This is a genomic window from Pseudomonas sp. WC2 (genome assembly GCF_050586545.1).
Lineage (GTDB): Bacteria > Pseudomonadota > Gammaproteobacteria > Pseudomonadales > Pseudomonadaceae > Aquipseudomonas.
This window is the reverse complement of sequence record NZ_JBOBDR010000008.1, coordinates 60696-84096: the sequence shown is the minus strand read 5'-3', so window position 1 is coordinate 84096 and position 23401 is coordinate 60696. Positions and strand designations below refer to the sequence as shown.

Genomic DNA, 23401 nt, shown 5'->3' with positions numbered 1-23401 from the left:
CGTCCACAGCCGCTGGTTGATTCCTCCTCCTGACTGAGTGCTTAAGTAGCCACAGCAAGCAGGACGCGTACGTCGCGATATCGGCCCAATTGGTCGCACATCGCTGGACACGGGAATGGCCAACCACTCCCGACGCACCTGACACCGACCGTGAGAAGTCGTGTGTGCCGAACGCCGTTTCCGGCAGCCCGGAAACCGACGGTACTACATGAAAAGAATGCTGATTAACGCAACTCAACCCGAAGAGTTGCGTGTTGCACTGGTAGATGGCCAACGCCTCTACGACCTGGACATCGAATCCGGTGCACGCGAGCAGAAGAAGGCCAACATTTATAAAGGCCGCATCACTCGCATCGAACCAAGCCTTGAGGCTGCCTTTGTCGATTTCGGCTCCGAGCGCCACGGCTTCCTGCCCCTCAAAGAAATCTCCCGCGAATACTTCAAGAAAGCCCCTGAAGGCCGCGTCAACATCAAGGACGTCCTGAGCGAAGGCCAGGAAGTCATCGTTCAGGTCGAAAAAGAAGAACGTGGCAACAAGGGCGCAGCCCTGACCACCTTCATCAGCCTGGCCGGTCGTTACCTCGTGCTGATGCCGAACAACCCGCGTGCCGGCGGTATCTCCCGTCGCATCGAAGGCGAAGAGCGCAATGAACTGCGTGAAGCGCTGAACGGTCTGGTCGCACCGGCCGACATGGGTCTGATCGTGCGCACTGCCGGCCTGGGCCGCAGCAGCGAAGAAATGCAGTGGGACCTCGATTACCTGCTGCAACTGTGGACCGCCATCAAAGAAGCCTCGCTGGATCGCTCCGCGCCATTCCTGATCTACCAGGAAAGCAACGTGATCATCCGCGCCATCCGCGATTACCTGCGCCAGGACATCGGCGAAGTGCTGATCGACAGCGTTGAAGCCCAGGACGAAGCCCTGACCTTCATCCGCCAGGTGATGCCGCAGTACGCCAGCAAGATCAAGCTGTACGAAGACAGCGTTCCGCTGTTCAACCGTTTCCAGATCGAAAGCCAGATCGAGACCGCTTTCCAGCGCGTTGTTGAACTGCCTTCCGGCGGCTCCATCGTCATCGATCCGACCGAAGCCCTGGTGTCCATCGACATCAACTCGGCGCGCGCTACCAAAGGCAGCGACATCGAAGAAACCGCTCTGCAAACCAACCTTGAAGCGGCCGAAGAAATCGCCCGTCAGTTGCGCCTGCGCGACATCGGCGGCCTGATCGTCATCGACTTCATCGACATGACCCCTGCCAAGAACCAGCGCGCCGTGGAAGAGAAAGTCCGCGAATGCCTGGAAGCCGACCGCGCTCGCGTGCAGATCGGTCGCATCTCGCGCTTCGGCCTGCTGGAAATGTCCCGTCAGCGCCTGCGTCCATCCCTGGGCGAAAGCAGCGGCATCGTCTGCCCGCGTTGCAACGGCACCGGCATCATCCGTGACGTTGAATCGCTGTCGCTGGCGATCCTGCGTCTGATCGAAGAAGAAGCCCTGAAAGACCGCACTGCCGAAGTGCGCGCTCAGGTGCCGATCCCGGTCGCCGCGTTCCTGCTCAACGAAAAACGCAACTCGATCACCAAGATCGAACTGCGCACCCGTGCCCGCATCATCATTCTGCCGAACGATCACCTCGAAACGCCGCACTTCGAAGTACAGCGTCTGCGTGACGACAGCCCGGAAGCCGCGACCAACCAGTCCAGCTACGAAATCGCTGCCGCCGCTGCCGAAGTCGAAGAAGTTCAGCCAGCCGCCGCGACCCGCACCCTGGTTCGCCAGGAAGCCGCGGTCAAGACTGCTCCGGCTCGTGCCAACGCTCCGGTTCCGACCGAAGTTGCCGCACCAGTCGCCGCTGCACCGGCTCCGGTTGCCGCGCCAGAACCAAGCCTGTTCAAAGGTCTGGTGAAGTCGCTGGTCAGCCTGTTTGCTACCAAAGAAGAGCCAGTTGCCCCGGCCGTGGTTGAAAAACCGGCTACCGAGCGTCCGGCCCGAAACGAAGAGCGTCGCAACGGTCGTCAGCAGAGCCGCAACCGTAACGGTCGCCGCGATGAAGAACGCAAGCCGCGCGAAGAACGTGCCCCCCGTGAAGAACGTGCCCCACGCGAGCCGCGTGAAGAACGCGCTCCACGCGAAGCCCGTGAGCCACGTGAAGCTCGCACCGAAGCGCCAGTAGCCCGCGAGGAACGCGCACCACGCGCCCCGCGTGAAGAACGTGCTCCACGTGCGCCGCGTGAAGATCGCAAGCCTCGTGGCGAGCGTGAAGAGCGTGTACGTGAACTGCGCGAGCCACTGGACGCCGTTCCAGCTGCTGCAGCCGCCGTTGCCGTAACCGCTGAAGAGCGTCCGGCGCGTCAGCCACGCGAAGAGCGCGCACCGCGTCCGCCGCGTGAAGAGCGTCAACCGCGTGCCGAGCAGGCCGCTGCTGCCGTCGCTGAAGAAGAAGTGAACACCAACGAAGAGCAATTGCCGGAAGACGGTTCGGAGAGCGCCGAAGGCGATCGTCCACGTCGTCGCTCCCGCGGTCAGCGTCGTCGCAGCAACCGTCGTGAGCGTCAGCGTGATGCCAACGGCAACGTGATCGAAGGCTCGGAAGAATCCGAAGCCGGCGAAAACGGCGAAAACGCAGAGGGCCCAAGCACTGCCGATCTGGCCGCCGGCCTGGCGGTTACCGCAGCCGTTGCCAGCACCGTGATCAGCGCGCCTGCCGAAGCTCAAGCCCACGAGCAAGCTGAACGCGCCACCGCCGCCGTTGAAGAAACTGCCGCCGTGGAAGCGCCGGTTGTTGAAGCGACTACCCCGGTAGAAGTGGTTGCTGCTCCGGAAGTCGAAGTGGCTCCGGTTCAGGAAACCCTGCCTCAGGTCGAGCCAGCGCCATTTGTGGCTGCCGAGCCGGTGGTTGAAACCGTTTCTGAAACAGTCACTGAAACCGTGCGTGAAGTTCGCGAAGAGCAGACCGCTTTCAACTGGGTTGCCGAGCCAGCAGTTGCTCAAACGCCAGCGCCAGTGGTTGAAGCACCGGTTGTTGAAACGCCAGTGTTCGAAGCGCCTGTGGTTGAAGCTCCTGTGGTTGAAGAGAGCAAAGCTGCCGAGCCAGTGGTCGTTGCTGAACCAGCGCCGGTTGTCGAAGCGCCGGTGGTTGCCGAAGCGCCAGCCCCAGTGGTTGAAGCACCGGCTCCGGTCAGCGCGCTGACGCCAAGCGGCCGCGCGCCGAACGACCCACGTGAAGTGCGTCGTCGCAAGCGTGAAGAAGAGCGTCTGCAGAAGGAAGCCGAACTGGCTGCCGCTGCTGCTCCAGTCGCTGCCGAGCCAGCCGTGGTTGCTGAAGTGGTCGAGGCAGCTCCTGCCCCGGTGACTGAAGACGCCGTGGTTGAATCGGTGATCGCTGAAGCACCACGCTCCGTTCAGGACGCGGTTGAGCAACACCAAGAGGCCGAGGAAAAAGAACACGAGCCTAAACCACTCGTGTAATTTCCAAAGCCGTTAAAAAGCCCCGCCCGGTGAAAACCTGGCGGGGCTTTTTTTATGCCTGAAATTTAAACCTTAACACGGCCCCCTGTAGGAGTGAGCCTGCTCGCGATAGCGGTGGTTCAGCAAAAAGATGTGTCAACTGACACGCCGCTATCGCGAGCAAGCTCGCTCCCACAGGGGTCTATGCAAGACTCAGGATTGGGTGAACACCAGAAAGTCAGGCACATCGATATCCCACAGCACACCTGGATCATCGACGGCAACCTCCACCACCCTGCCCTGCGCGAACAACGGTCTGGCCCCACGATCACCGCTCAACGCCAGCAACCCCGCACCAAACGCGCGGCCAAATCCGACCGGATGGCCAAACTCGCCATCCTGCACCGGCACGCTCACCGCATCATCTGCAATGGCCGCAACGACTCGTTCAATACTCGATGGCAAGATAAACGGCATATCCCCCAGCACAATCAACCAGCCATCGGCGTCCGGGCAAGCCGCAACACCGGCGGCAATGCTGTCACCTATTCCGGTCGATTCAATCGAAACGATATCGCAGCCATACGCCTGCGCCATGCGCATCGCTTGGGGTCGCGCCTCAGTTGTCACCAACACGCGCTTATCAAGACTGGCCGGCAGATTAACCAACACTTGCTCGATCACCGAACGCACCGCGCCATCACGCCCGGTGCAATCGGCCAGCAACTTGTCCTTGTCCGCACCCGCCACCTGGCGAAAGCGGCTGCCCTCGCCTGCCGCCAGCACAATCACTGCGATGGATCGACTCATGCGTCCTCCAAAGTTTTCTTCTGTTTCAGTTCGACGCCGTTCTTGATCGCGACGATCTCCGCCAGCAAGGACAGGGCAATTTCCGCAGGCGAATGACTGCCAATGTGCAGACCGATCGGACCATGCAGTCGATCGATCGCCTGTACCGACAAGCCTAGCTGAGCCAGATTCTCCCGGCGCTTCTGGCTGTTGACCCGCGAACCGAGCGCACCAACGTAGAAGGCTGGCGAGTCGAGCGCCGTCAGCAGGGCCATGTCATCCAGACGCGGATCATGGGTCAACGCGACAATCGCTGTGCGTTCGTCGGTCTGGATGCTCAACACCGCGTCATCCGGCATCCCCGGGACAAAACGACCGTGATGCTCTTCCCAGCCATACACAAACTCGGTGCGCGGATCGCAAATCAGCACCTCGAAATCCAGCAATCGTGCCATGTCCGCCACATAGCGCGACAATTGCCCGGCGCCGATCAGCAGCAGACGCCAACGCGGGCCGTAAATCGCACGCAGGGTTTTGCCGTCGAACGCCAGCGAATCGCTTTTGCCTGCCGCCGTCAAAACCACTTCGCCCGTTTCGATGTTCAGCTCACGGGCAACAATCTCATGGGCCTCACAACGTGCGAGCAAGTCAGCCACCCACGCCGGATCACCCACGCGTTCCTCGGTCAGGCGCAACGTGCCACCGCAAGGCAAGCCAAATCGCGCTGCCTCTTCACGTGTCACGCCGTAAGTGATCAATTGCACCGGCGGCCCGTCGGTGGCGATGCGGCCGTCGTGCAAACGGGCGATCAAGTCATCCTCGACACAGCCGCCCGACACCGAACCAATCACCACGCCATCCTCGCGCAAGGCGAGCATCGCACCGGGTGATCTTGGCGCGGTGCCCCAGGTCTGCACCACGCTGAACAACACCACCCGCTGCCCCGCGCGGCGCCACTCAAGGACACTGCGCAAGACGTTGAGGTCGACGCTGTCCATCAGGCGTCTGCCTTCTGCCAGCCCTGCAACTGATAGCGTACCGGCAGGTTACGAATACGCTTGCCGGTGGCGGCGTAAATCGCATTGCACAGCGCCGGGGCAATCGGCGGTACGCCCGGCTCACCAACGCCACCCAACGGTACATCGCCCGGTGGCGTCACCAGATGCACCGCGACCTCCTTCGGTGCCAGCGACATGCGCGCCACTTCGTACATATGGAAGTTGTCCTGCTGGACCTTGCCGTCCTTGAAGCTGATTTCACCCAGCACCGCGTTGCCCAGCCCCATCACACACGCACCCTCGAACTGCGAGCGAATACGCTCAGGGTTGATCTGCGGCCCGCAATCCACGGCGATATCAGCCTTGTGCACGATCAGCGTGCCGTCGTCCTTGACTTCAACTTCGATCACCGCCGCCACATAGGTGACGAAACTGTAATGCACGGCGAGGCCAAGACCACGGCCCTTGGGCAGTTTACGCCCCCAACCGGCGGCCTTCGCGGCGGTTTCCAGCACGGTGCGCATGCGTCCGGTGTCGATCGGATAACGCTCGGGAGATTCGCCGTAGTTCCACTCTTCACTTAACGTGCGCGGGTCGATCTGCCGATCCGGGCCGAGCAGCTTGATCTGATACTTGAGCGGATCTTCGCCGGCCTTGTGCGCCAGTTCATCGACAAAACTCTGGATGGCGAAACCATGGGGAATGTTCGACACCGAGCGATACCAGCCCACCCGCGTATGCACGGTCGCCTCCGGGTTTTCCAGACGCACGTTGGGGATCGCGTAGGCCATGTTGGTAAACCCCATGCCCAGCTCGAATGCCGCTTCATGGTTCATGCCCGGGGCAAACAGCGCGGTGATGCTCGGCGCCACCGTGCGATGCAACCAGCCCGCCGGCATGCCGTCCTTGCCGACGCCAGCCTTGAGATATTCGGCGGACACCGTGTGGAAATACGAGTTATGGATATCGTCTTCACGGGTCCACTGCACCCGCACTGCTTTGCCGGGAAACTCTTTGGCAAGAATCGCTGCTTCAACGACGAAGTCCGGTTTGGATTTACGACCGAAACCGCCGCCCAGCAGCGTGACATTGAAGGTGACATTGTCGAACGGCAGACCCAGACGCTCGCTAATGCGTTCGCGGGTGACTTGCGGCGCCTGACTCGGTGCCCAGGCTTCGCAGACGCCATCCTTGTAACGGGCGATGGCAACCATCGGCTCCATCGGCGACTGCGCCAGGTGCGGCAGATAGTAAGACGCTTCGAGCGTACTCGCGGCGCTGCTCAAGGCCTTGTCGATATCGCCGGTGTTGCGCACCACTTTGCCGGGCTTCAGCGAGGCGGCTTCGAGCTCCTTGCGATAGGCAATCGAGTCGTAACTGGCATTCGGGCCATCGTCCCACTCGATTTTCAACGCCTCGCGGCCCTTGATCGCCGCCCAGGTGTTGCTGGCCACGACGGCCACGCCGCCCAATGGCTGAAACTCAGAAGGCAACGGACGACCTTCAATTTGAATCACTTTAAGCACACCGGGGACTTTCAGTGCAGCGCTGTCATCCACCGATTTGACCTTGCCGCCATATACGGCCGGACGGGCAATGGTCGCGAACAACATGCCGTCGAAATGCACGTCGGCACCGTACACGGCGCGGCCGTTGACGATGTCGTCGCCATCGATGGCTTTGGTGCCTTCCTTGCCGATGTAGCGAAATTCCGATGGTTGCTTGAGGCGCAGGCTGTCACGCGCAGGCACCGTCAACGCACTGGCTGCGGCGGCGAGTTCGCCGTAACCCAGCTCACGCCCGGATGGCTGGTGAATGACTTTGTGCAGTTGCGCGTGGCATTCGCCGACCGGCACTTTCCACTGCGCGGCCGCCGCTTGTTCGAGCATCGTCCGGGCCGCAGCGCCGCAACGCCGCATCGGTTCGTACCAGTGCCGCATGCTGCGCGAGCCGTCGGTGTCCTGATTGCCGAAACGCACTTCGTCGCCCGGCGCCTGCTGCACTTTGACCTTGGCCCAATCGGCGTCCAGCTCATCGGCAACGACCATGGTCAGACTGGTACGCACGCCCTGGCCCATCTCCGAGCGATTGCAGACCACGGTGACAGTGCCGTCAGCCGCAATGCTCACATAAACTTTCGGATCATCGATCCAGCCGTTGGGCATGCCGTCAGCGCCGAATTTCTTTTCTTTCTCGTCGGCCAGCGCATCCTGCCAACCCCAACTCGCGGCAAGCACCAACGCGCCCGTCGCGCCGACGCCTTTGAGGAAACCGCGGCGACTGAGATTGCTCAGGGCGAAATCGTTCGGAAGGCGACTCATGCTTTCGCCTCCTTCAAATGCGTGGAGGCTTGGCGGATCGCGGTTTTGATGCGGTTATAAGTGCCGCAGCGGCAGATGTTGCCGACCATGGCTTCTTCGATCTGCTCGTCGCTCGGGTTCGGATTGGTTTTGAGCAATGCGGTGGCCGACATGATTTGCCCGCCCTGACAGAAACCGCACTGCGCGACCGCCGTGTCGAGCCAGGCTTGCTGGACGACTTGCCCGACGGGGTCGGCATGCAGGTTGTCGATGGTGGTGACGTTCTGCCCGATCACCGAGCCGATCGGCGTGATGCAACTGCGTGCCGGCAGACCGTCGATGTGAATGGTGCAGGCACCACACAGGCCCATACCGCAGCCGAATTTGGTGCCGTTGTAACCGGCGACGTCGCGGATGGCCCAGAGCAGCGGCATGTCTTCCGTGACATCAAGGGGATGGTCTTGACCATTGAGTTTCAGGGTAATCATGGGCACGCCCGCATATTGTTGGTGGTTATGGGGTCGAGCAATCTGCCGCCGTTGCATCGGCGGTGGTTCACGCAGATCGACTCAGGCTAATGAGGCTCTCTTGTGTCGACGCGAACGTCTGCACCGGGCCTTTGGTGGAGCAAATGACGGTTATCGTTAGCTCGCTAAGTTAACCCAGCATTAACGAAAAAGCCCTGCTGAGACAGGGCTTTTCAGTGGCGAGCGTTTAGCTACAAGCCGCAAGTAAAAGCAGTAGCTGGCTCACGCTCAAGATTGTAGCTTGCCGCTAGAAGCTTGAAGCTCGCAGCTGCTTCAATACCGATTGGGCTCCATTTCCAGGTCGACATTGAAACGTTCGGCAATGTCTTTCTGGATACGTTGCGCCAGATCGAACAATTGCAGGCCGGTCGCGGTGCCGTAATTGACCAGCACCAGCGCCTGCAATTTATGCACGCCGGCATCGGCTTCGCGGAAACCTTTCCAGCCGGCGCGCTCGATCAACCAACCAGCGGCCAACTTCATCTGGCCGTCCGGCTGCGCGTAAGCCACCACATCCGGGTGCTGCGCTTTGATCTGCGTGACGATGGCCGCCGACACCAGCGGGTTCTTGAAGAAGCTGCCGGCATTGCCGAGCACCGCCGGATCCGGCAGTTTTTCGCTGCGGATGCTGCAGATCGCACGGCTGACATCGGTCGGCGTCGGTTGCTCGATGCCCTGCTCGCTCAGGCGCTGACGCACCGGGCCATATTCCAGATGCAAATGCGCCACGCGATTAAGCGTGAAGCGCACCCGCAGGATCAGCCAGCGTCCCGGCTGCTGCTTGAACAGGCTGTCGCGGTAGGCAAAGTTGCATTCTTCCAGAGTGAAATCGCGCAGCTCGCCGGTGTGGCGGTCCAACGCGGTGAGCCCGGCGAACACATCCTTGATCTCGACACCGTAAGCGCCAATGTTCTGCATCGGTGCGGCGCCAACGGTGCCCGGGATCAGGCTGAGATTTTCCAGCCCGGAGAAGCCCAGCGCCAACGTGTGCTGCACGAACGGATGCCACGGTTCGCCCGCTTCCGCCTCGATCACCACGCGGTTGCCGTCATCGCTGATCACGCGGATCCCGCGTGTCGCCATGCGCAGGACCAGCGCCGGGATATCCGCGGTCAGCAGCAAGTTGCTGCCACCGCCGATCACCAGCAACGGCACATCGTGCGCGGTGGCATACGCCAGTGCTTCACGGACATCGGCGTCGCTATGGGCTTCAGCGAACAGTTGCGCGCGCACGTCCACACCAAAACTGTTGAACGGTTTCAGGGAAACCTGCGGTTGCACCTGCAAACTCATAACCGGCCCTTCACTTCGATCAGCAATTGGTCACAAGCCGCTTCGATCAGATCCAGCACTTGCTCGAAGCCCTGATCGCCGTCGTAGTACGGATCCGGCACTTCATCGACCACACCGGCATAACGGCGCAGGAACAGATCCAGCTCGGCTTTGCCGGTGGACGGTTGCAGGGCTTTGAGGTTGCGCAGGTTGCTGTTGTCCATGGCCAGAATCAGGTCGTAACTGGCGAAATCAGCACGGCTGACCTGCTGCGCGCGTTGCGCCGACAGGTCATATCCACGCACTTTCGCCGCAGCCTGACTGCGCTTGTCCGGCGGGTTGCCGACGTGCCAGTCACCGGTGCCGGCGGAGGCCACTTCGACCTGATCCGCCAGCCCCGCTTCACGCAATTTGTGGCGCAAAACCCCTTCGGCCGTGGGCGAACGGCAAATGTTGCCCAGGCACACAAACAGAACGCGCATCAAGCCCCCAGCAGGCGACGAACGCGCTCGAGGTCTTCGACAGTGTCGACACCGGTCGGCGGCGCGATCAACGCGTCGGCAACGTGAATGCGCACGCCGTGCCACAGGGCACGCAGCTGTTCAAGGGATTCGGTGTTTTCCAGCCAGCACGGGCCCCAACTCACGAAGTCCTGAAGGAAACCGGCGCGGTAGGCATAAATGCCGATGTGGCGACGGTATGGCACACCTTCCGGCAATTGCTCGCGGCTCTTGGCGAAGGCATCGCGTGCCCACGGTAACGTGGCACGACTGAAGGTCAGCGCCAGACCGTTGATGTCGCTAACGACCTTGACCACGTTCGGATTGAACAGGGTGTCGACGTCTTCGATCGGCTCGGCCAGGGTGGCCATGCGCGCTTCGGTGTGAGCGGCGAGGTTGGCGGCGACCTGATCGATCACGCTTGGCGGGATCAGCGGCTCATCACCCTGGACGTTGACCACGATCGCGTCGAGCTCAAGGCCCAGTTTCGCCGCGACTTCGGCCAGACGATCAGTGCCGGAATTGTGATCTTCACGGGTCAGCACCACTTCGGCGCCAAAAGCCTTGCAGGCCTCGACAATGCGCGCATCGTCAGTGGCAACCACCACGCGGGTCGCGCTGCTTTTGCTCGCCTGTTCCCAGACATGCTGGATCATCGGTTTGCCGGCGATGTCCAGCAGCGGCTTGCCCGGGAGACGGGTCGAGGCGTAACGCGACGGGATGACAACGGTGAAGGCGGTGGTCATTTATCCAGACGCTCGTCGGTGGTCAGGGTGCGGGCTTCGCTTTCGAGCATCACTGGGATGCCGTCGCGGATCGGATAGGCCAGGCCGGCGCCCTTGCTGATCAGCTCGGTCTTGTCGGCGCTGAGCTTGAGCGGGCCTTTGCAGATCGGGCACGCGAGGATGTCGAGCAATTTGGTGTCCATGAACTTTCCCTGGATAAAAGAATTAAGGCAAAAGCCGATCGGGTAGCAGGCGCATCAGCTGTGTGTCGAACCAGGCCACAAAGGCCGGCGACGGCACGGCATCGACCGCCAGATACCACCACTCGGCAGCAGCGAAGGCACGGCACTTCACCGCGTCCTTTTCGGTCATCACCACTGGCAATGACGGTGTGAAATTCAACGCCTGCACGCTGTATTCGGCGTGGTCGGCAAACGCATGCGGGACTGCTCGCCAGTCTAGCGCTTCGAGGGAATTGAAGAAACGTTGCGGATTGCCGATCCCGGCGACCGCGTGCACGTTTTGACCGGACGGAAAATGATCGAGCGGTTTGCGCTCGCCGCTGCGCAGGTTGACCAGCGCAGTCGGTTGCAGATGGAAAGCGAAACCGTCATCGCGATCGGCAGTGGCGCCGTTGAACAGTACGCCGTCGACGCTTTGCAGACGCTCGATCGGTTCGCGCAACGGCCCCGCAGGCAGGCAGCGTTTATTGCCGAGGCCACGCGCGGCATCGATCAACACCAGCTCCAGATCCCGCGCCAGACGGTAATGCTGCATGCCGTCATCGGAGAGAATCAGATCCAGCGGTTCGCTGGCGAGCAAGGCTTTGACGGCGGCGCTGCGATCAGGATCGATCATCAAGGGCACGCCGGTGCGCTGGACGATCAGCAGCGGTTCGTCGCCAGCGATGTCGGCGGTCTGATCTGCTTCAACCCGCCATGGCAAGTGCGGCGGCTTGGCGCCGTAGCCGCGGCTGACCACACCGACGCGCAAACCACGGCGTCGGCAATGCTCAATCAGCCAGAGAATCATCGGCGTTTTGCCGGTGCCGCCGACGGTAATGTTGCCGACCACGATCAACGGCACCGGCGGCTGGTAGATCTCGCCTTCACCGTCGAGAAAACGCTGACGCTTGTTGATCACTACCCGGCGGTACAACGACTCCAGCGGCCGCAGCAACGCCAGAGCCGGGTGCCCCTGGTACCACGCGGCGAGCAAGCGATCGGACAGGCTCATCAGGATTTCGGCGCAGCCTCAACCGTGGTCATGCGCAGATGGCTGAAACCGAGCTTGCCGGCCGCGTCCATGGCGGTGATCACTGATTGATGCTGAGTCTTGCCGTCGGCGCTGATCGACAACGGCATGTTGGTGTCACCGTTGGCTTCTTTCTGCATGGCTTCCATCAAGGTCGCCAGATCGTTTTTCGGCAGGATCTTGTTGTTCACCGAAAACACGCCTTCAGCACTGATCGCGACATCCAGTTGTTTGAGCTGCTGATCTTCAGCCGGCGAGCCGCTGACCGCTTCCGGCAGGTCTACGCGCAACTGGGTTTCGCGAGTGAACGTGGTGGTCACGACGAAAAACAGCAGCAGGATGAACACCACGTCGATCAACGAAGCGAGGTTGATGTCGATCGTTTCCCGAGGCTTGCGACGGAATTTCACACGCGGCCCTCGGCCAGGTCGACGTCACGGTCACCCTGCACCACTTCAACCAGTTTGATCGCTTCCTGCTCCATGCCCACCACCAGTTCATCAATGCGGCGTTGCAGGAACCGGTGGAAGAACACCGCTGGAATACCGACCATCAGGCCTGCAGCGGTGGTGATCAGCGCTTTGGAAATACCCCCGGCCAATACCGAGGCATTGGTAGTCATACCGGAACCGGTGAAGGCGCTGAAAATATCGATCATGCCCAGCACCGTACCCAGCAGGCCGAGCAACGGCGACATCGCAGCGATGGTGCCCAGCGCATTGACGTAGCGCTCGAGCTCATGGATGACGCGGGCGGCGGCCTCTTCAATGCACTCTTTCATGATCTCGCGACCATGCTTGGAGTTGGCCAGACCGGCGGCGAGGATTTCCCCCAGCGGCGAATTGGCGCGCAATTCCTTGAGTTTTTCTTTGTTGAGCTGCTTGTCCTTGATCCAGACCCAGACCTGACCCAGCAAATGCTCAGGGGTAACGCGACTGGCGCGCAGTGTCCACAGGCGCTCGGCGACGATCGCCATGGCCGCGATGGAACTCAGAATGATCGGCAACATCATCCAGCCGCCGGATTTGACCAATTCCCACACAGTGACAGTCCCCTCGAGAAAGTGCGCCACTTTACCATACCGATCCGCGATTAAGACCCGCTGGCCCGACGACCGTGATGTGCCATCCATACTGGCACCGATCAACGGGCGAGCGTCGGCGGATCGCGCCAGAAACGCCGCTGTTGGCGCATCGTCCGCGGCGCTTTGAAGCTACCCAATTGCAGATGAATGGCGCCCTGCTCGGCGCTGTCGTAAATGCGCAGACCTTGTTTGCGGTAGCGCGCCAGCACCGTCGGGTGCGGATGGCCGAAGGAGTTGCCGTGGCCTCGGGAGATCAGCACCGACTCGGGCTGCAAGGCTTTGAGCAAGGCCATTGACGAGGAACTGCGGCTACCGTGGTGAGGCGCCTGCAGCCATTGCGTCGGCACTGCCAAGGGACTGTCGAGCAGGTCACGTTCGGCGTGGGTGTCGATATCGCCGGTCAGCAGCAGCCGCTCACCGTTGGCTTCAATCTGCAACACGCAGGAGCGCTGATTGCTGTCGTGGGCTTGCGACCACATCCAGAGTTGAAAGCGCACGCCGTCCCACTGCCATTGTTGGCCGCTTTCACACGCTTCGGCGCTCAATTGCGCGGGCAGTCCGGCCGGGTCGCCACTGATCACTTGATCGACGGCCAAATGACGTTTGATCGCCAAAGCGCCGCCGGCATGATCGGCGTCCGCATGGCTGAGCAGCATCAGATCAAGTTTTTTAACGCTGAGTTTGCGCATTGCGGGCAGTACGACGCGCTCGCCGAGGTCGAAATCGCCAAAACGCGGCCCGGCGTCATACAGCAACGTGTGGTGACGGGTTCTGATCAGGATTGCCAGACCCTGGCCGACATCGAGCTGCCAGACATCGGCCAGTCCCTCGTTCAGTCGCTCACGCGGCGGCACCACCAGAATCAGCAATAACGGCCAGCCCAGCGCTCGCATCGGCACACCCCGCGGCATTAGCAACAACAGCGCGCCGAGGCTGCCAATGGCCCAGTCCCAAACAGGTATCGAGGGTGCAATCCACGCCGGCCATTGCCCGGCAATCAGCGCCAGAGCGCGAAACAACCCATCGATCAAACCACCGGCCAACCACAGCAACCCTTCGCCGATGTAAGGCACCGCCAGCAACAGCGTTCCAAGCAGCGCGGGCGGCAGCACCAGCAGACTGACCCACGGCACCGCCAACAGATTCGCCAGCGGTCCGCTAAGGCTGATCGGCAGATTCAGCGCAAGCAGCACCGGACATAGACCGATGGCGATCAACCACTGCGCGCGTGTCCAGGTCTGCCACCAGCGCCACGCGCCCAAGCGACCGCCAAAGGTGAAGATCAGCACCGCCACCGCCGCAAACGACAGCCACAAGCCCGGACGCAGACTGGCAAGCGGATCGAGCAGCAGCACGCCATTGAAAGCCAGCAACAGTGGCCACCACGCCCCAAGGTGACGAAAACGCAGACGCCACAACAACACCAACCCGACCATCACACAGGCGCGTTGCACCGGCACATCAAATCCAGCGAGCAAGCCGTAACCGAGCGCCGCCGCGAATGCCAGCCCACAGGCCCACGGCAGCCACGGCCAACGCAGCGGCCACAGGCCATACCGCGCGAGCCCGGCGACCAGCAGATACATCACCGCCGCCAGCATTCCGATGTGCTGGCCGGAAATCACCAGCAAATGCACGGTGCCGGTGTCCTGGAGAATCTGCCAATCCTCGCGGCTCAGCCCGGATCCATCGCCGAGTACCAGCGCCGCCAGCGCTCCGGCCCGACCTTGCGCGTCCACTGCCAGCAAGCGCTGACGAATGCTGTCACGCCAGGCCCAGCGGGCTTCACTCAGGCGTTGGCCATCCTTGATCGTGCCGGTCGCACCGATGCGTTGCGCCAACAGCCACGCCTCATGATCGAAAGCGTGCGGATTGAGCAAACCGCTGGGACGCTTGAGTTTGACCGCCAGCCGCCAGCGCTCGCCGCTATTGACCGGCGGCCCGGCGTACCACGCCAGACGCATTAGCGTGGGTAATTTCCCGTGACGTGATTGCGCGTCGGCCAACTCGAAACGCACCACGCCGTCGGCGTTTTGCGGCAAACCGCTCACCCGCCCTTCGAGCCAACGGGTTTCGCCATCCAGATGCGCCGGCAAACGATCATTCAGCGCCCACTGCGCACTCACGCAAGCCCAGGTGAAACCGAACAACAAAAGCGCCAATGGATAGCTGCGAAACGGCAACAACATCAAACCCACCACCGGCAACAGCAGCATCCACCCGACCGACGGCAATGCCGGTAAAAACATCGGGGCCAGCAGACCGACTGCCAGCGCCATCATCCCTGTGCGCATAAGCCCGTCCTTGAGAGTCCCGCACTTAGGCATAGCGGGTGTCGGGCACCTGCGTCGTCAACAATTGTCACAAAGTCTGAATGGGCGCTTCGTAGAATCCAGACATACTTGCCGCCTTAACCGACCGAGAAGCCTTATGCCCCGGCGCTTATTCAAACGTTACATGCCCGACCCGACGAGCATCAGGGAACACAAATCCTTACGCTTTCTCGGCAAGTTGCTGCATGACCCGAACCTCTGGCACCTCAATCGCCACTCGGTCGCGCGGGCGATGGCTGTCGGTTTGTTTGCCGCCTTCCTGCCGATACCGGCGCAGATGCTCGTGGCGGCGGCGCTGGCGGTTGCGGTGCGCGGCAACATGCCGATTGCCGTGAGCCTGGTTTGGCTGACCAACCCGATCACCATGCCAGCGGTGTTTTTCTGCACCTATCAGGCCGGTGCGTTTTTGATGGACGTGCCCGCGCGGCATCTGCCGGATGAGCTGACCTGGGAATGGATCAGCGGTGAGCTGTCGACGTTGTGGCAGCCATTCTTGCTCGGCTCGGTGGTTGTAGGATTGGTGCTCGGCGCCCTCGCCTATTGTCTGGTGATGATGTACTGGCGCTGGTGGGTCGCGCGGCAATGGGCGCGGCGCAAGAAAAGCAGAAAGCGTTGAATGCAAAACGGCCTCCGCAGTGGGAGGCCGTTTTGTTTTGTGTTGTCTGCATTCGCGAGCAGGCTCGCTCCCACATTGGATATATGTTGCGCTGAAGATCTCTTGTGGGAGCGAGCCTGCTCGCGAAGCGGTAGACGCGGTCTCGGATCAGGTGCGCATCCCGCGCCCACTCACCAGCAACCGCGCACAACCGAGGTACAGCACCACCGTCGCCACCAGCATAAAAGTGATCGCAATACCAATGCGGATATCCGACACACCGAGAATGCCGTAACGGAAGGCGTTGACCATGTGCAGCACCGGGTTCGCCAGCGACACGGTTTGCCAGAACGGCGGCAGCAAGGTGATCGAGTAGAACACGCCACCCAGGTAGGTCAGCGGGGTCAGGACGAACGTCGGGATGATCGAAATGTCATCGAAGTTGCGCGCAAACACCGCGTTGATGAAGCCCAGCAGCGAGAAGATCGTCGCCGTCAGTACAACCACCAGAATGGTCACGCCGAGGTGATGCACCTGCAAGTGGGTGAAAAACAGCGACAGCATCGTCACGATCACGCCGACCATCAAACCGCGCAATACGCCGCCAATGGTGAAGCCGATCAGAATCGTGTGCGGCGACACCGGCGAAACCATCAATTCCTCGATGGAGCGCTGGAACTTGCTGCCGAAGAAGCTCGAGACCACGTTGCCGTAGGAGTTGGTGATCACCGACATCATGATCAGCCCCGGCACGATGTACTCCATGTAGGTGAAGCCACCCATGTCGCCGATCTGCCGACCGATCAGGTTACCGAAGATCACGAAGTACAGAACCATGGTGATCGCCGGCGGCAGAAGCGTCTGTGGCCAGATCCGCGTGAAGCGTTTGACCTCGCGGTAAACGATGGTCTGCAGGGCGACGAGGTTGGGACGGAATTCAGAACTCATACCGCCACCTTCGACAGATTTTTCTCCACCAGGGACACGAACAGCTCCTCGAGGCGATTGGTTTTGTTGCGCAGGCTCAGCACTTCAATGTTCTGCAGCGCCAATTGGCTGAACAACGCCGTGATGCCCATCGACTTGTCGACCTGAACTTCCAGGGTATGGCCGTCGATCAACCGGGCCGGGTAGCCGAGCAATTGTGGCGCCGCGCTCAAGTCGTTTTTCAGATCGAGCAAAAAGGTTTCGACGTGCAACTGGCCCAGCAACTGTTTCATGCTGGTGTTCTCGACGATGGTGCCGTGGTCGATGATGCCGATGTTGCGGCACAACTGCTCAGCCTCTTCCAGGTAATGCGTGGTGAGGATGATGGTGATGCCTTTCTGGTTCAACTCGGTGAGGAACGTCCACATCGAACGGCGCAGCTCGATGTCGACGCCTGCGGTCGGTTCATCGAGGATCAGCAGGCGAGGTTCGTGCACCAGCGCGCGGGCAATCATCAAGCGCCGTTTCATGCCGCCGGACAGCGACCGCGACGGCACATCACGCTTGTCCCACAGGCCCAGTTGCGTCAGGTACTGCTCGGCGCGTTCCTTGGCGATCTTCGCCGGAATGCCGTAGTAACCGGCCTGGGTCACGACGATGTCGAAAGTCTTTTCGAACTGGTTGAAGTTGAATTCCTGGGGCACTACGCCGATTGAGCGTTTGAGCTGTGCAGGATTTTTGTCCAGGTCATTGCCAAAGATATTCACCGTGCCGCTGGTCTTGTTCACCAGGGTCGAGAGAATGCCGATGGTCGTGGATTTGCCGGCACCGTTAGGGCCGAGCAAGGCGAAAAAGTCACCTTCGGCGACGTCCAGATCGATACCACTCAAGGCCTGGAACCCGTTGCCGTAGGTTTTGGTTAGCTGCCGGATGGACAGAGCGGAACTCATATCTGATTTACGCACCATTGAAGGAAAAAAGGAGACGGCGGCGATGGATCGAACCGCAGCGCAAGTGCGCAATGGTGCTTGCCGCCGCCGTACAAGTACAGTCAAGTGTGTCGATAGTAAGTATTAAGTCAACGCGGTCATCACCGCTTTTTGATAGGCCGGACGCTGTTTCAGGCGCTCGTACCAGGCTTGCAGATGCGCTTGCGGTGTGCGTTCGATGGGCATCTCGAACCAGGCATAAATGAAACTGCCCAGCGGAATATCGCCCATGCCGATGTCTTTGCCGGATAGGTAAGGCTGACCGGCCAACGCCTCGTCGGCCATGCTCAGCAACTCGCTGCATTCCTTCATCGCGGCGTTGATGGCGGCCCAGTCCTGCTTATCCGCCGGTGTGCGCAAGACACCCCAGAACACCGTGCGGAAGGGGCCGGCGAAACTCGACGTGGTCCAGTCCATCCACTTGTCAGCCATGGCGCGGGCTTGCGGATCCGTTGGATACCACGAGCTGTCAGGCGCGTGTTTGGCCAGCAGATAACGCACGATGGCGTTGGATTCCCACAGCACGAAACCGTCGTCTTCGATCACCGGCACGCGACCGTTCGGGTTCATCGCCCGGTACTCGGCTGTGTCGACCACACCGAAGGCGCCGCCGGCATCAATCGCCTCGTAGGCCAGGCCAAGTTCCTCGGCGGCCCACAATGGCTTCCTGACATTCGATGAGTTTTTCCGTCCCCAGATCTTCAGCATGACCGCCTCTTTTCCAATGCGTGGGCAGGCAGCATACGCCGGATCAGACGCGACTCACATCACTGTGCATATCGCCGAGCAAAGACGGCTGTTGATCAGTGAACAGATGCGGATAGCACTTTTGCAGGTGTTCGAAGAAGAAGGTTTCCGGCACGTCAGCGAACTGGCCGTGATCGACCAGATACTCCATCAACTGCGCGCCGTCGCGGTTATACGGATGGAAAACGCTGTCGTTGATCCCGTCGAATTCCAGCGGCGCGACGTTGAACAATTCACAGAGCTTCTGGTTGAACGCGGGGGTGGCCTTGACCCAACGATCATTGAGAAAAAACTCGGTGTAGCCGTGCATGGCGAACATGTCGCTTTTCAATAACTCGAGCAGACGCGGGGTCGACAGGTGATTTTTCACGTCGGCCAGGCCGATCCGTGCCGGGATCCCGCAATGTCGCGCGCAAGCGGCGAGCAGCGTGGCTTTAGGAACGCAATAGCTCTCCCCCGTCGCCAACGCATAGCTGCCGCACAAGGTCTGCGGATCCCGGCTGAAGGTGTAGGGGTTGTAGCGCACGGCCTCGCGTACGGCGTAATAAAGGCTGATCGCCTGCTCCAGCGGATCGCGGCTGGCACCCCGATGTTGTTCGGCGAACTCCACCACCGCCGGGTGGTCACTATCGATGAAGCGGCCGGGGTTCAGATACTCGTGCATGACGGCAATCTCCTGGATGAGCCTGGAGTCTAGCGACAGCTCAAGCACAGAGATAACGACGTTTCGGCCAAACTTGGACGCAAAGACGCGGGATGACCGAACGATTTCCCACACGTGTTGCCCACCGAACCTACGAACACCATCCGGGGTTTCCCACGATTTCAATCACCTTGGTCTGACCACCCTGATTCGCAGATGCGGTCTAAGCTCTGGAGGGTCGATTTGCCTTGGTTCACGGAGGACTGAATATGCTGTTGTTGTGGATACTGGTTTTGCTGGTCGGCGTGGCGTATCTCGCCCACCGGCGTATTTCCCCGCTGCCCGCGTTGGGCATCTTTGCCGTGTACCTCTTGGCGATGGGTATTTTCAGTCACGCACCCGGCTGGCTGCTGCTGGTTTTCTGGGTCGTGCTGGCGGTGGTCGCCGCGCCTTTGTTGCTGCCCGACCTGCGTCGCAAACACTTCACCGCGCCGCTGTTCAACTGGTTCCAGAAAACCCTGCCGCCGATGTCGCAGACCGAGCGCGACGCAATCGATGCCGGCACCGTCTGGTGGGATGGCGAGCTGTTCAGCGGCCGTCCGGACTGGGACAAACTGCTGGCCTACCCGAAGGTGCAACTCACTGACGAAGAACAGGCGTTCATTGACGGCCCGACCGAAGAACTCTGCGCCATGGTCACTGACTGGCAGATTGGCCAGGCGATGGACCTGCCGCCCGAAGCCTGGACGCACATCAAGGAACACGGCTTTTTTGCCCTGATCATTCCGAAAGAATTTGGCGGCAAAGGCTTCTCGGCTTACGCCCACTCGCAAGTGGCGATGAAACTCGCCACCCGCAGCGGCGACCTTGCTTCCACCGTGATGGTGCCCAACTCCCTCGGCCCGGCCGAACTGTTGCTGCATTACGGCACTGACGAACAACGCAATCATTACCTGCCACGACTGGCTCGCGGCGACGACATCCCGTGCTTCGCCCTCACCGGCCCGCTCGCCGGTTCCGATGCCGGGGCGATGCCGGACACCGGGATCATCTGCAAAGGTCAGTGGGAAGGTCAGGAAGTCATCGGCCTGCGCCTGAACTGGGAAAAGCGTTACATCACTCTCGGCCCCGTGGCCACCCTGCTCGGTCTGGCCTTCAAGGCCTATGACCCGGAGCATTTGCTGGGTGACAAGGAAGACCTCGGCATCAGCCTGGCGCTGATTCCGACCGATACCGAAGGGGTCGAAATCGGCCGTCGTCACCTGCCACTGGGCGCGGCGTTCATGAACGGGCCGAACTCGGGCAAAGATGTGTTCATCCCGCTGGACTACCTCATCGGTGGTCAGGAGATGCTCGGCAAAGGCTGGATGATGCTGATGAACTGCCTGTCGGTCGGGCGTTCGATTTCGCTCCCGGCAGTCGGCACCGGCGCAGCCAAATTCACCAGCCTGGTCACCGGTCAGTACGCGCAGATTCGTGAGCAATTCAATGTGCCGCTGTCGGCTTTCGAAGGCATCCAGGAAGCCATGGCGCGCATCGGCGGCAACGCGTGGATGATGGACGCCGCGCGGATGCTCACCGCCAACGCGGTGGATCTGGGCGAAAAACCTTCGGTGTTGTCAGCGATCCTCAAGTACCACCTGACCGAACGCGGTCGTGAATGCATCAGCCACGCGATGGACGTGCACGGCGGCAAAGCGATCATCATGGGCCCGAACAACTACTTGGGCCGCAGCTGGAACGGTGCGCCGATCTTCATCACCGTGGAGGGCGCGAACATTCTGTCGCGCAACCTGATGATCTTCGGTCAGGGCGCCATTCGTTGCCATCCGTTCGTGCTCAAGGAAATGGCGCTTGCCGGTCGTGAAGACAAGGATCAAGCCCTCAAAGAGTTTGACGGCCTGCTGCTCAAACACATCGGTTTTGCCGTGAGCAACGCCGCCAGCACGCTGGTGCTGAACCTCGGTTTCGGCCACTTCGAACGTGCGCCCGGCGACAAGATCAGCCAAGGCTACTTCCGCGCTCTCAATCGTCAGGCTGCAGCGTTCGCCATGCTCGCCGACTTCAGCATGATGCTGCTCGGTGGCGAATTGAAACGTCGCGAACGTTTGTCGGCACGTCTGGGTGATGTGTTGAGCAACCTGTATCTGGCTTCCGCCGCGCTCAAGCGTTATCACGATCTGGATTCGCCGGCCCACATGGAGCCATTGTTCCGTTGGGCGATGGAAGAAAGCCTCGGTCAATCGGAACGAGCGCTGGATGAACTGCTGAGCAACTTCCCGAACAAAGTGTTCGGCTGTCTGCTGCGGGTCATCGTGTTCCCGTTTGGTCGTCGTCACAAAGGTCCGTCGGACAAACTCGGCGCCGAAGTGGCTGGCGTAATTGGTCGCGCCAAGGGCGATCCGGCGCTGGAAGAATTGCTTGCCGGTTGCTATCGCCCACAGTCTGCGGACGACGCGGTCGGTGCATTGCAACATGCCAGCGACCTGCTGAATGCCGCGCAGCCGTTGCACAAAAAGCTGCACACCTCGCTGAAAAGCGGTCAGGTCAAACCGACCGCAGGCGAACACGCCATTGATGCGGCGCTGGAAGCCGGCGTGCTGCAGCCGGTGGAAGCGCAGAGCCTGCGCGATGCCGAAGCGGCGCGACGCAAAGTGATCGATGTCGATGATTTCGATAAAGAGGAGCTGAAACAGGCAGAGGGCAAAGTCCGCTGATCCTGACAGGCATGTCCAAGAGGGCGCGGGAGCTTTATACTCCCGCGCCCGTTTTGCTCTTGAGGACTTATCTCGTGTCCAACGTCGTTGCCGATCATCTTGTATTGCTCGACCACCTGCGCAGTATCCTGGTCGCCGTAGGTGAGGCCGAACAGGTTCCCGAAGAAAGCCATGCCTTGTTCCTGGAGCGCTTCGACGAACTGCTGGCATCGCTGCCGATCGATCCGATCGAAAGCCAATACCTGGGCCAGGACATCCTGACTCAAGTGATTACCCGTTACCCGCAAATTGCCCACCTGATCCCGCGGGATCTGCTGTGGTTCTTCGCCGGTGACTGCCTGCATTACTTGTCCGATGAAGAAATCGACCTGTATCAGGCGCTGGAAGAACGTCGCTACGACGCCGAACAGAACGATGAACCGTTCGATTGGAATCAGGAAAAACAGTTGCTGGCGATGTCCGCTCAGGACAGCAAGCACTGATTGTCACTCGTTATGAAAAGGCCCGCAGGGTGATCCATGCGGGCCTTTTTTTTGCAGGCGTTACAGCAGCCCCTCGCTCTCAGGCAACTCATACTCCATCGATACTGTGCTGTCATCGCCCGACTTCCCAGGTTTGCTCAACGTCGGCTCTTTCTCCAGGCACCCCACCAGAAAATCGATAAACACCCGCAACTTCGGCGGCAGATACCGCGTCGGCGAATGCAGCAGCCAGAGTCCGCCGTGGTAGGACGCGAGGAACGTCCAGTCCGGCAGCACTTGCACGATCAACTTCTGCTCCAAGGCATAACGCGCGGTGAAGTACGGCAGGCTGCCAATACCGATGTGTTGCAACACCGCGCCCAAACGCACGCCGGTATGGTTGGCGGCATAGCGACCGCGCACGCCAACCGTGACGGCTTTGCTGCCCTTCTTGAATTTCCAGCGCGCATCACTCGGGGTTTCACCCAGATAAATGCAGCTGTGATTGAGCAAGTCGTGGGGATGGGTTGGCGTGCCGTGTTCGGCCAGATATTGCGGCGTCGCGCAGAGCAAATGGTCGATGGTCAACAGTTGCCGCCCGACCAATCCTGCCGGCGGGCGGTCGGTGATGCGAATCGCCAGGTCGACATGATCATCGATCAAATCGACCTGGCGGTCCTCCAGCAACAACTCGACATCGACCTTGGGATAACGCCGCAGAAATTCCGGCATATGCGGATGGATCACAAAGCGCCCGACCGCTTTCGGCACGCTGACTCGCACCAGCCCTTCTGCTTCGTGGGTGAACTGGCCACTGATCTCCATCACCGACTTGGCCGCACTGACCATCTCCTGGCAGCGCTTGAACACCTCCTCCCCGCCGTCGCTCAAGCGCAGTTTGCGCGTGGTGCGTTGCAGCAAGCGGGTGGCCAGGGCTTTTTCCAGACGCGAGATACTGCGGCTGACCGCCGATGGCGAAGAGCCCAGTTGCCGGGCCGCTTCAGAGAAGCTGCCGGTCTCGACGACTTTGACGAAAATCGCCATTTCACCCAGCAATGGCAACGGCAGATTGATGCTCACAGTGCACAAGTCCTT

The 23401-nt window shown here is 60.7% G+C and carries 21 protein-coding genes; 4 read left to right on the top strand and 17 right to left on the bottom strand.

Features of this window, described 5'->3' with window-relative positions; all coding sequences use genetic code 11:
* Positions 1–208: 208 nt before the first annotated feature.
* Positions 209–3466, top strand: coding sequence for a ribonuclease E (gene rne, locus ACQ4OE_RS11860; protein ID WP_430946737.1), 3258 nt, complete (start codon positions 209–211; stop codon positions 3464–3466).
* Between the two features lie 192 nt (positions 3467–3658).
* Here the strand turns inward: rne and ACQ4OE_RS11855 are convergent, their stop codons facing one another.
* From ACQ4OE_RS11855 to ACQ4OE_RS11800, 12 genes are all read right to left on the bottom strand, one after another.
* On the bottom strand, positions 3659–4255 hold the full coding sequence (locus ACQ4OE_RS11855; protein WP_430946736.1) for a nucleotidyltransferase family protein: 597 nt from the start codon (positions 4253–4255) through the stop codon (positions 3659–3661).
* Positions 4252–5232: an XdhC family protein gene (locus ACQ4OE_RS11850; protein ID WP_430946735.1), complete on the bottom strand. Its 981-nt coding sequence runs from the start codon at positions 5230–5232 to the stop codon at positions 4252–4254. The genes ACQ4OE_RS11855 and ACQ4OE_RS11850 overlap by 4 nt, the downstream gene beginning before the upstream one ends.
* The gene (locus ACQ4OE_RS11845; RefSeq protein ID WP_430946734.1) at positions 5232–7553 is read right to left on the bottom strand and encodes a molybdopterin cofactor-binding domain-containing protein; all 2322 of its coding nucleotides are present in this window, start codon (positions 7551–7553) and stop codon (positions 5232–5234) included. Before ACQ4OE_RS11845 ends, ACQ4OE_RS11850 begins: the two co-directional genes overlap by 1 nt.
* The gene (locus ACQ4OE_RS11840; RefSeq protein WP_008086294.1) at positions 7550–8020 is read right to left on the bottom strand and encodes a (2Fe-2S)-binding protein; all 471 of its coding nucleotides are present in this window, start codon (positions 8018–8020) and stop codon (positions 7550–7552) included. The genes ACQ4OE_RS11845 and ACQ4OE_RS11840 overlap by 4 nt, the downstream gene beginning before the upstream one ends.
* Positions 8021–8332: 312 nt before the next feature.
* Positions 8333–9352, bottom strand: coding sequence for a UDP-N-acetylmuramate dehydrogenase (gene murB, locus ACQ4OE_RS11835; protein WP_430946733.1), 1020 nt, complete (start codon positions 9350–9352; stop codon positions 8333–8335).
* A complete protein-coding gene (locus tag ACQ4OE_RS11830; protein WP_016986041.1) occupies positions 9349–9813 on the bottom strand; it encodes a low molecular weight protein-tyrosine-phosphatase in 465 nt (154 codons plus the stop codon). The genes murB and ACQ4OE_RS11830 overlap by 4 nt, the downstream gene beginning before the upstream one ends.
* Entirely contained in the window at positions 9813–10577 is a 765-nt protein-coding gene (kdsB, locus tag ACQ4OE_RS11825; RefSeq protein ID WP_430946732.1) for a 3-deoxy-manno-octulosonate cytidylyltransferase, read from the bottom strand. The genes ACQ4OE_RS11830 and kdsB overlap by 1 nt, the downstream gene beginning before the upstream one ends.
* On the bottom strand, positions 10574–10759 hold the full coding sequence (locus ACQ4OE_RS11820) for a Trm112 family protein (protein ID WP_003174668.1): 186 nt from the start codon (positions 10757–10759) through the stop codon (positions 10574–10576). Before ACQ4OE_RS11820 ends, kdsB begins: the two co-directional genes overlap by 4 nt.
* 22 nt (positions 10760–10781) lie before the next feature.
* Complete coding sequence (lpxK, locus tag ACQ4OE_RS11815) at positions 10782–11792, bottom strand: tetraacyldisaccharide 4'-kinase (RefSeq protein ID WP_430946731.1); 1011 nt, start codon at positions 11790–11792, stop codon at positions 10782–10784.
* Complete coding sequence (locus ACQ4OE_RS11810) at positions 11792–12220, bottom strand: ExbD/TolR family protein (RefSeq protein WP_122592197.1); 429 nt, start codon at positions 12218–12220, stop codon at positions 11792–11794. The genes lpxK and ACQ4OE_RS11810 overlap by 1 nt, the downstream gene beginning before the upstream one ends.
* Positions 12217–12852, bottom strand: a complete 636-nt coding sequence (locus ACQ4OE_RS11805) for a MotA/TolQ/ExbB proton channel family protein (RefSeq protein ID WP_038364506.1) — start codon at positions 12850–12852, stop codon at positions 12217–12219. The genes ACQ4OE_RS11810 and ACQ4OE_RS11805 overlap by 4 nt, the downstream gene beginning before the upstream one ends.
* 101 nt (positions 12853–12953) lie before the next feature.
* The gene (locus ACQ4OE_RS11800) at positions 12954–15188 is read right to left on the bottom strand and encodes a DNA internalization-related competence protein ComEC/Rec2 (RefSeq protein WP_430946730.1); all 2235 of its coding nucleotides are present in this window, start codon (positions 15186–15188) and stop codon (positions 12954–12956) included.
* A 136-nt stretch (positions 15189–15324) separates the two neighbouring features.
* On the opposite strand from ACQ4OE_RS11800, the gene ACQ4OE_RS11795 reads away from it, so the two are divergent.
* Entirely contained in the window at positions 15325–15843 is a 519-nt protein-coding gene (locus ACQ4OE_RS11795) for a DUF2062 domain-containing protein (protein ID WP_122592201.1), read from the top strand.
* A gap of 147 nt (positions 15844–15990) precedes the next feature.
* Here ACQ4OE_RS11795 and ACQ4OE_RS11790 read toward each other — a convergent pair whose 3' ends face one another.
* The 4 genes from ACQ4OE_RS11790 to ACQ4OE_RS11775 all read right to left on the bottom strand — a co-directional run bounded on the left by ACQ4OE_RS11790 (position 15991) and on the right by ACQ4OE_RS11775 (position 19149).
* Entirely contained in the window at positions 15991–16770 is a 780-nt protein-coding gene (locus ACQ4OE_RS11790) for an ABC transporter permease (RefSeq protein ID WP_430946729.1), read from the bottom strand.
* Positions 16767–17699, bottom strand: coding sequence for an ABC transporter ATP-binding protein (locus ACQ4OE_RS11785; protein WP_122592205.1), 933 nt, complete (start codon positions 17697–17699; stop codon positions 16767–16769). The genes ACQ4OE_RS11790 and ACQ4OE_RS11785 overlap by 4 nt, the downstream gene beginning before the upstream one ends.
* 123 nt (positions 17700–17822) lie before the next feature.
* The gene (locus ACQ4OE_RS11780) at positions 17823–18446 is read right to left on the bottom strand and encodes a glutathione S-transferase family protein (RefSeq protein WP_430946728.1); all 624 of its coding nucleotides are present in this window, start codon (positions 18444–18446) and stop codon (positions 17823–17825) included.
* A 43-nt stretch (positions 18447–18489) separates the two neighbouring features.
* On the bottom strand, positions 18490–19149 hold the full coding sequence (locus ACQ4OE_RS11775; protein WP_430946727.1) for a transglutaminase-like domain-containing protein: 660 nt from the start codon (positions 19147–19149) through the stop codon (positions 18490–18492).
* 248 nt (positions 19150–19397) lie between these two features.
* Between ACQ4OE_RS11775 and ACQ4OE_RS11770 the strand changes: the two genes are divergently transcribed.
* Positions 19398–21845, top strand: coding sequence for an acyl-CoA dehydrogenase (locus tag ACQ4OE_RS11770; RefSeq protein WP_430946726.1), 2448 nt, complete (start codon positions 19398–19400; stop codon positions 21843–21845).
* Positions 21846–21919: 74 nt separating this feature from the next.
* A complete protein-coding gene (locus tag ACQ4OE_RS11765; RefSeq protein ID WP_042610681.1) occupies positions 21920–22327 on the top strand; it encodes a PA2817 family protein in 408 nt (135 codons plus the stop codon).
* Positions 22328–22387: 60 nt separating this feature from the next.
* On the opposite strand, the gene ACQ4OE_RS11760 is transcribed toward ACQ4OE_RS11765, so the two are convergent.
* Positions 22388–23386, bottom strand: coding sequence for a LysR substrate-binding domain-containing protein (locus ACQ4OE_RS11760; RefSeq protein ID WP_430946725.1), 999 nt, complete (start codon positions 23384–23386; stop codon positions 22388–22390).
* Between the last annotated feature and the right edge of the window lie 15 nt (positions 23387–23401).

Bases quoted from the DNA above. Each gene is read 5' to 3' on its own strand.
- rne (WP_430946737.1), top strand. From the start codon at position 209: ATGAAAAGAATGCTGATTAACGCAACTCAACCCGAAGAGTTGCGTGTT.
- ACQ4OE_RS11855 (WP_430946736.1), bottom strand. From the start codon at position 4,255: ATGAGTCGATCCATCGCAGTGATTGTGCTGGCGGCAGGCGAGGGCAGC.
- ACQ4OE_RS11850 (WP_430946735.1), bottom strand. From the start codon at position 5,232: ATGGACAGCGTCGACCTCAACGTCTTGCGCAGTGTCCTTGAGTGGCGC.
- ACQ4OE_RS11845 (WP_430946734.1), bottom strand. From the start codon at position 7,553: ATGAGTCGCCTTCCGAACGATTTCGCCCTGAGCAATCTCAGTCGCCGC.
- ACQ4OE_RS11840 (WP_008086294.1), bottom strand. From the start codon at position 8,020: ATGATTACCCTGAAACTCAATGGTCAAGACCATCCCCTTGATGTCACG.
- murB (WP_430946733.1), bottom strand. From the start codon at position 9,352: ATGAGTTTGCAGGTGCAACCGCAGGTTTCCCTGAAACCGTTCAACAGT.
- ACQ4OE_RS11830 (WP_016986041.1), bottom strand. From the start codon at position 9,813: ATGCGCGTTCTGTTTGTGTGCCTGGGCAACATTTGCCGTTCGCCCACG.
- kdsB (WP_430946732.1), bottom strand. From the start codon at position 10,577: ATGACCACCGCCTTCACCGTTGTCATCCCGTCGCGTTACGCCTCGACC.
- ACQ4OE_RS11820 (WP_003174668.1), bottom strand. From the start codon at position 10,759: ATGGACACCAAATTGCTCGACATCCTCGCGTGCCCGATCTGCAAAGGC.
- lpxK (WP_430946731.1), bottom strand. From the start codon at position 11,792: ATGAGCCTGTCCGATCGCTTGCTCGCCGCGTGGTACCAGGGGCACCCG.
- ACQ4OE_RS11800 (WP_430946730.1), bottom strand. From the start codon at position 15,188: ATGCGCACAGGGATGATGGCGCTGGCAGTCGGTCTGCTGGCCCCGATG.
- ACQ4OE_RS11795 (WP_122592201.1), top strand. From the start codon at position 15,325: ATGCCCCGGCGCTTATTCAAACGTTACATGCCCGACCCGACGAGCATC.
- ACQ4OE_RS11790 (WP_430946729.1), bottom strand. From the start codon at position 16,770: ATGAGTTCTGAATTCCGTCCCAACCTCGTCGCCCTGCAGACCATCGTT.
- ACQ4OE_RS11785 (WP_122592205.1), bottom strand. From the start codon at position 17,699: ATGAGTTCCGCTCTGTCCATCCGGCAGCTAACCAAAACCTACGGCAAC.
- ACQ4OE_RS11780 (WP_430946728.1), bottom strand. From the start codon at position 18,446: ATGCTGAAGATCTGGGGACGGAAAAACTCATCGAATGTCAGGAAGCCA.
- ACQ4OE_RS11775 (WP_430946727.1), bottom strand. From the start codon at position 19,149: ATGCACGAGTATCTGAACCCCGGCCGCTTCATCGATAGTGACCACCCG.
- ACQ4OE_RS11770 (WP_430946726.1), top strand. From the start codon at position 19,398: ATGCTGTTGTTGTGGATACTGGTTTTGCTGGTCGGCGTGGCGTATCTC.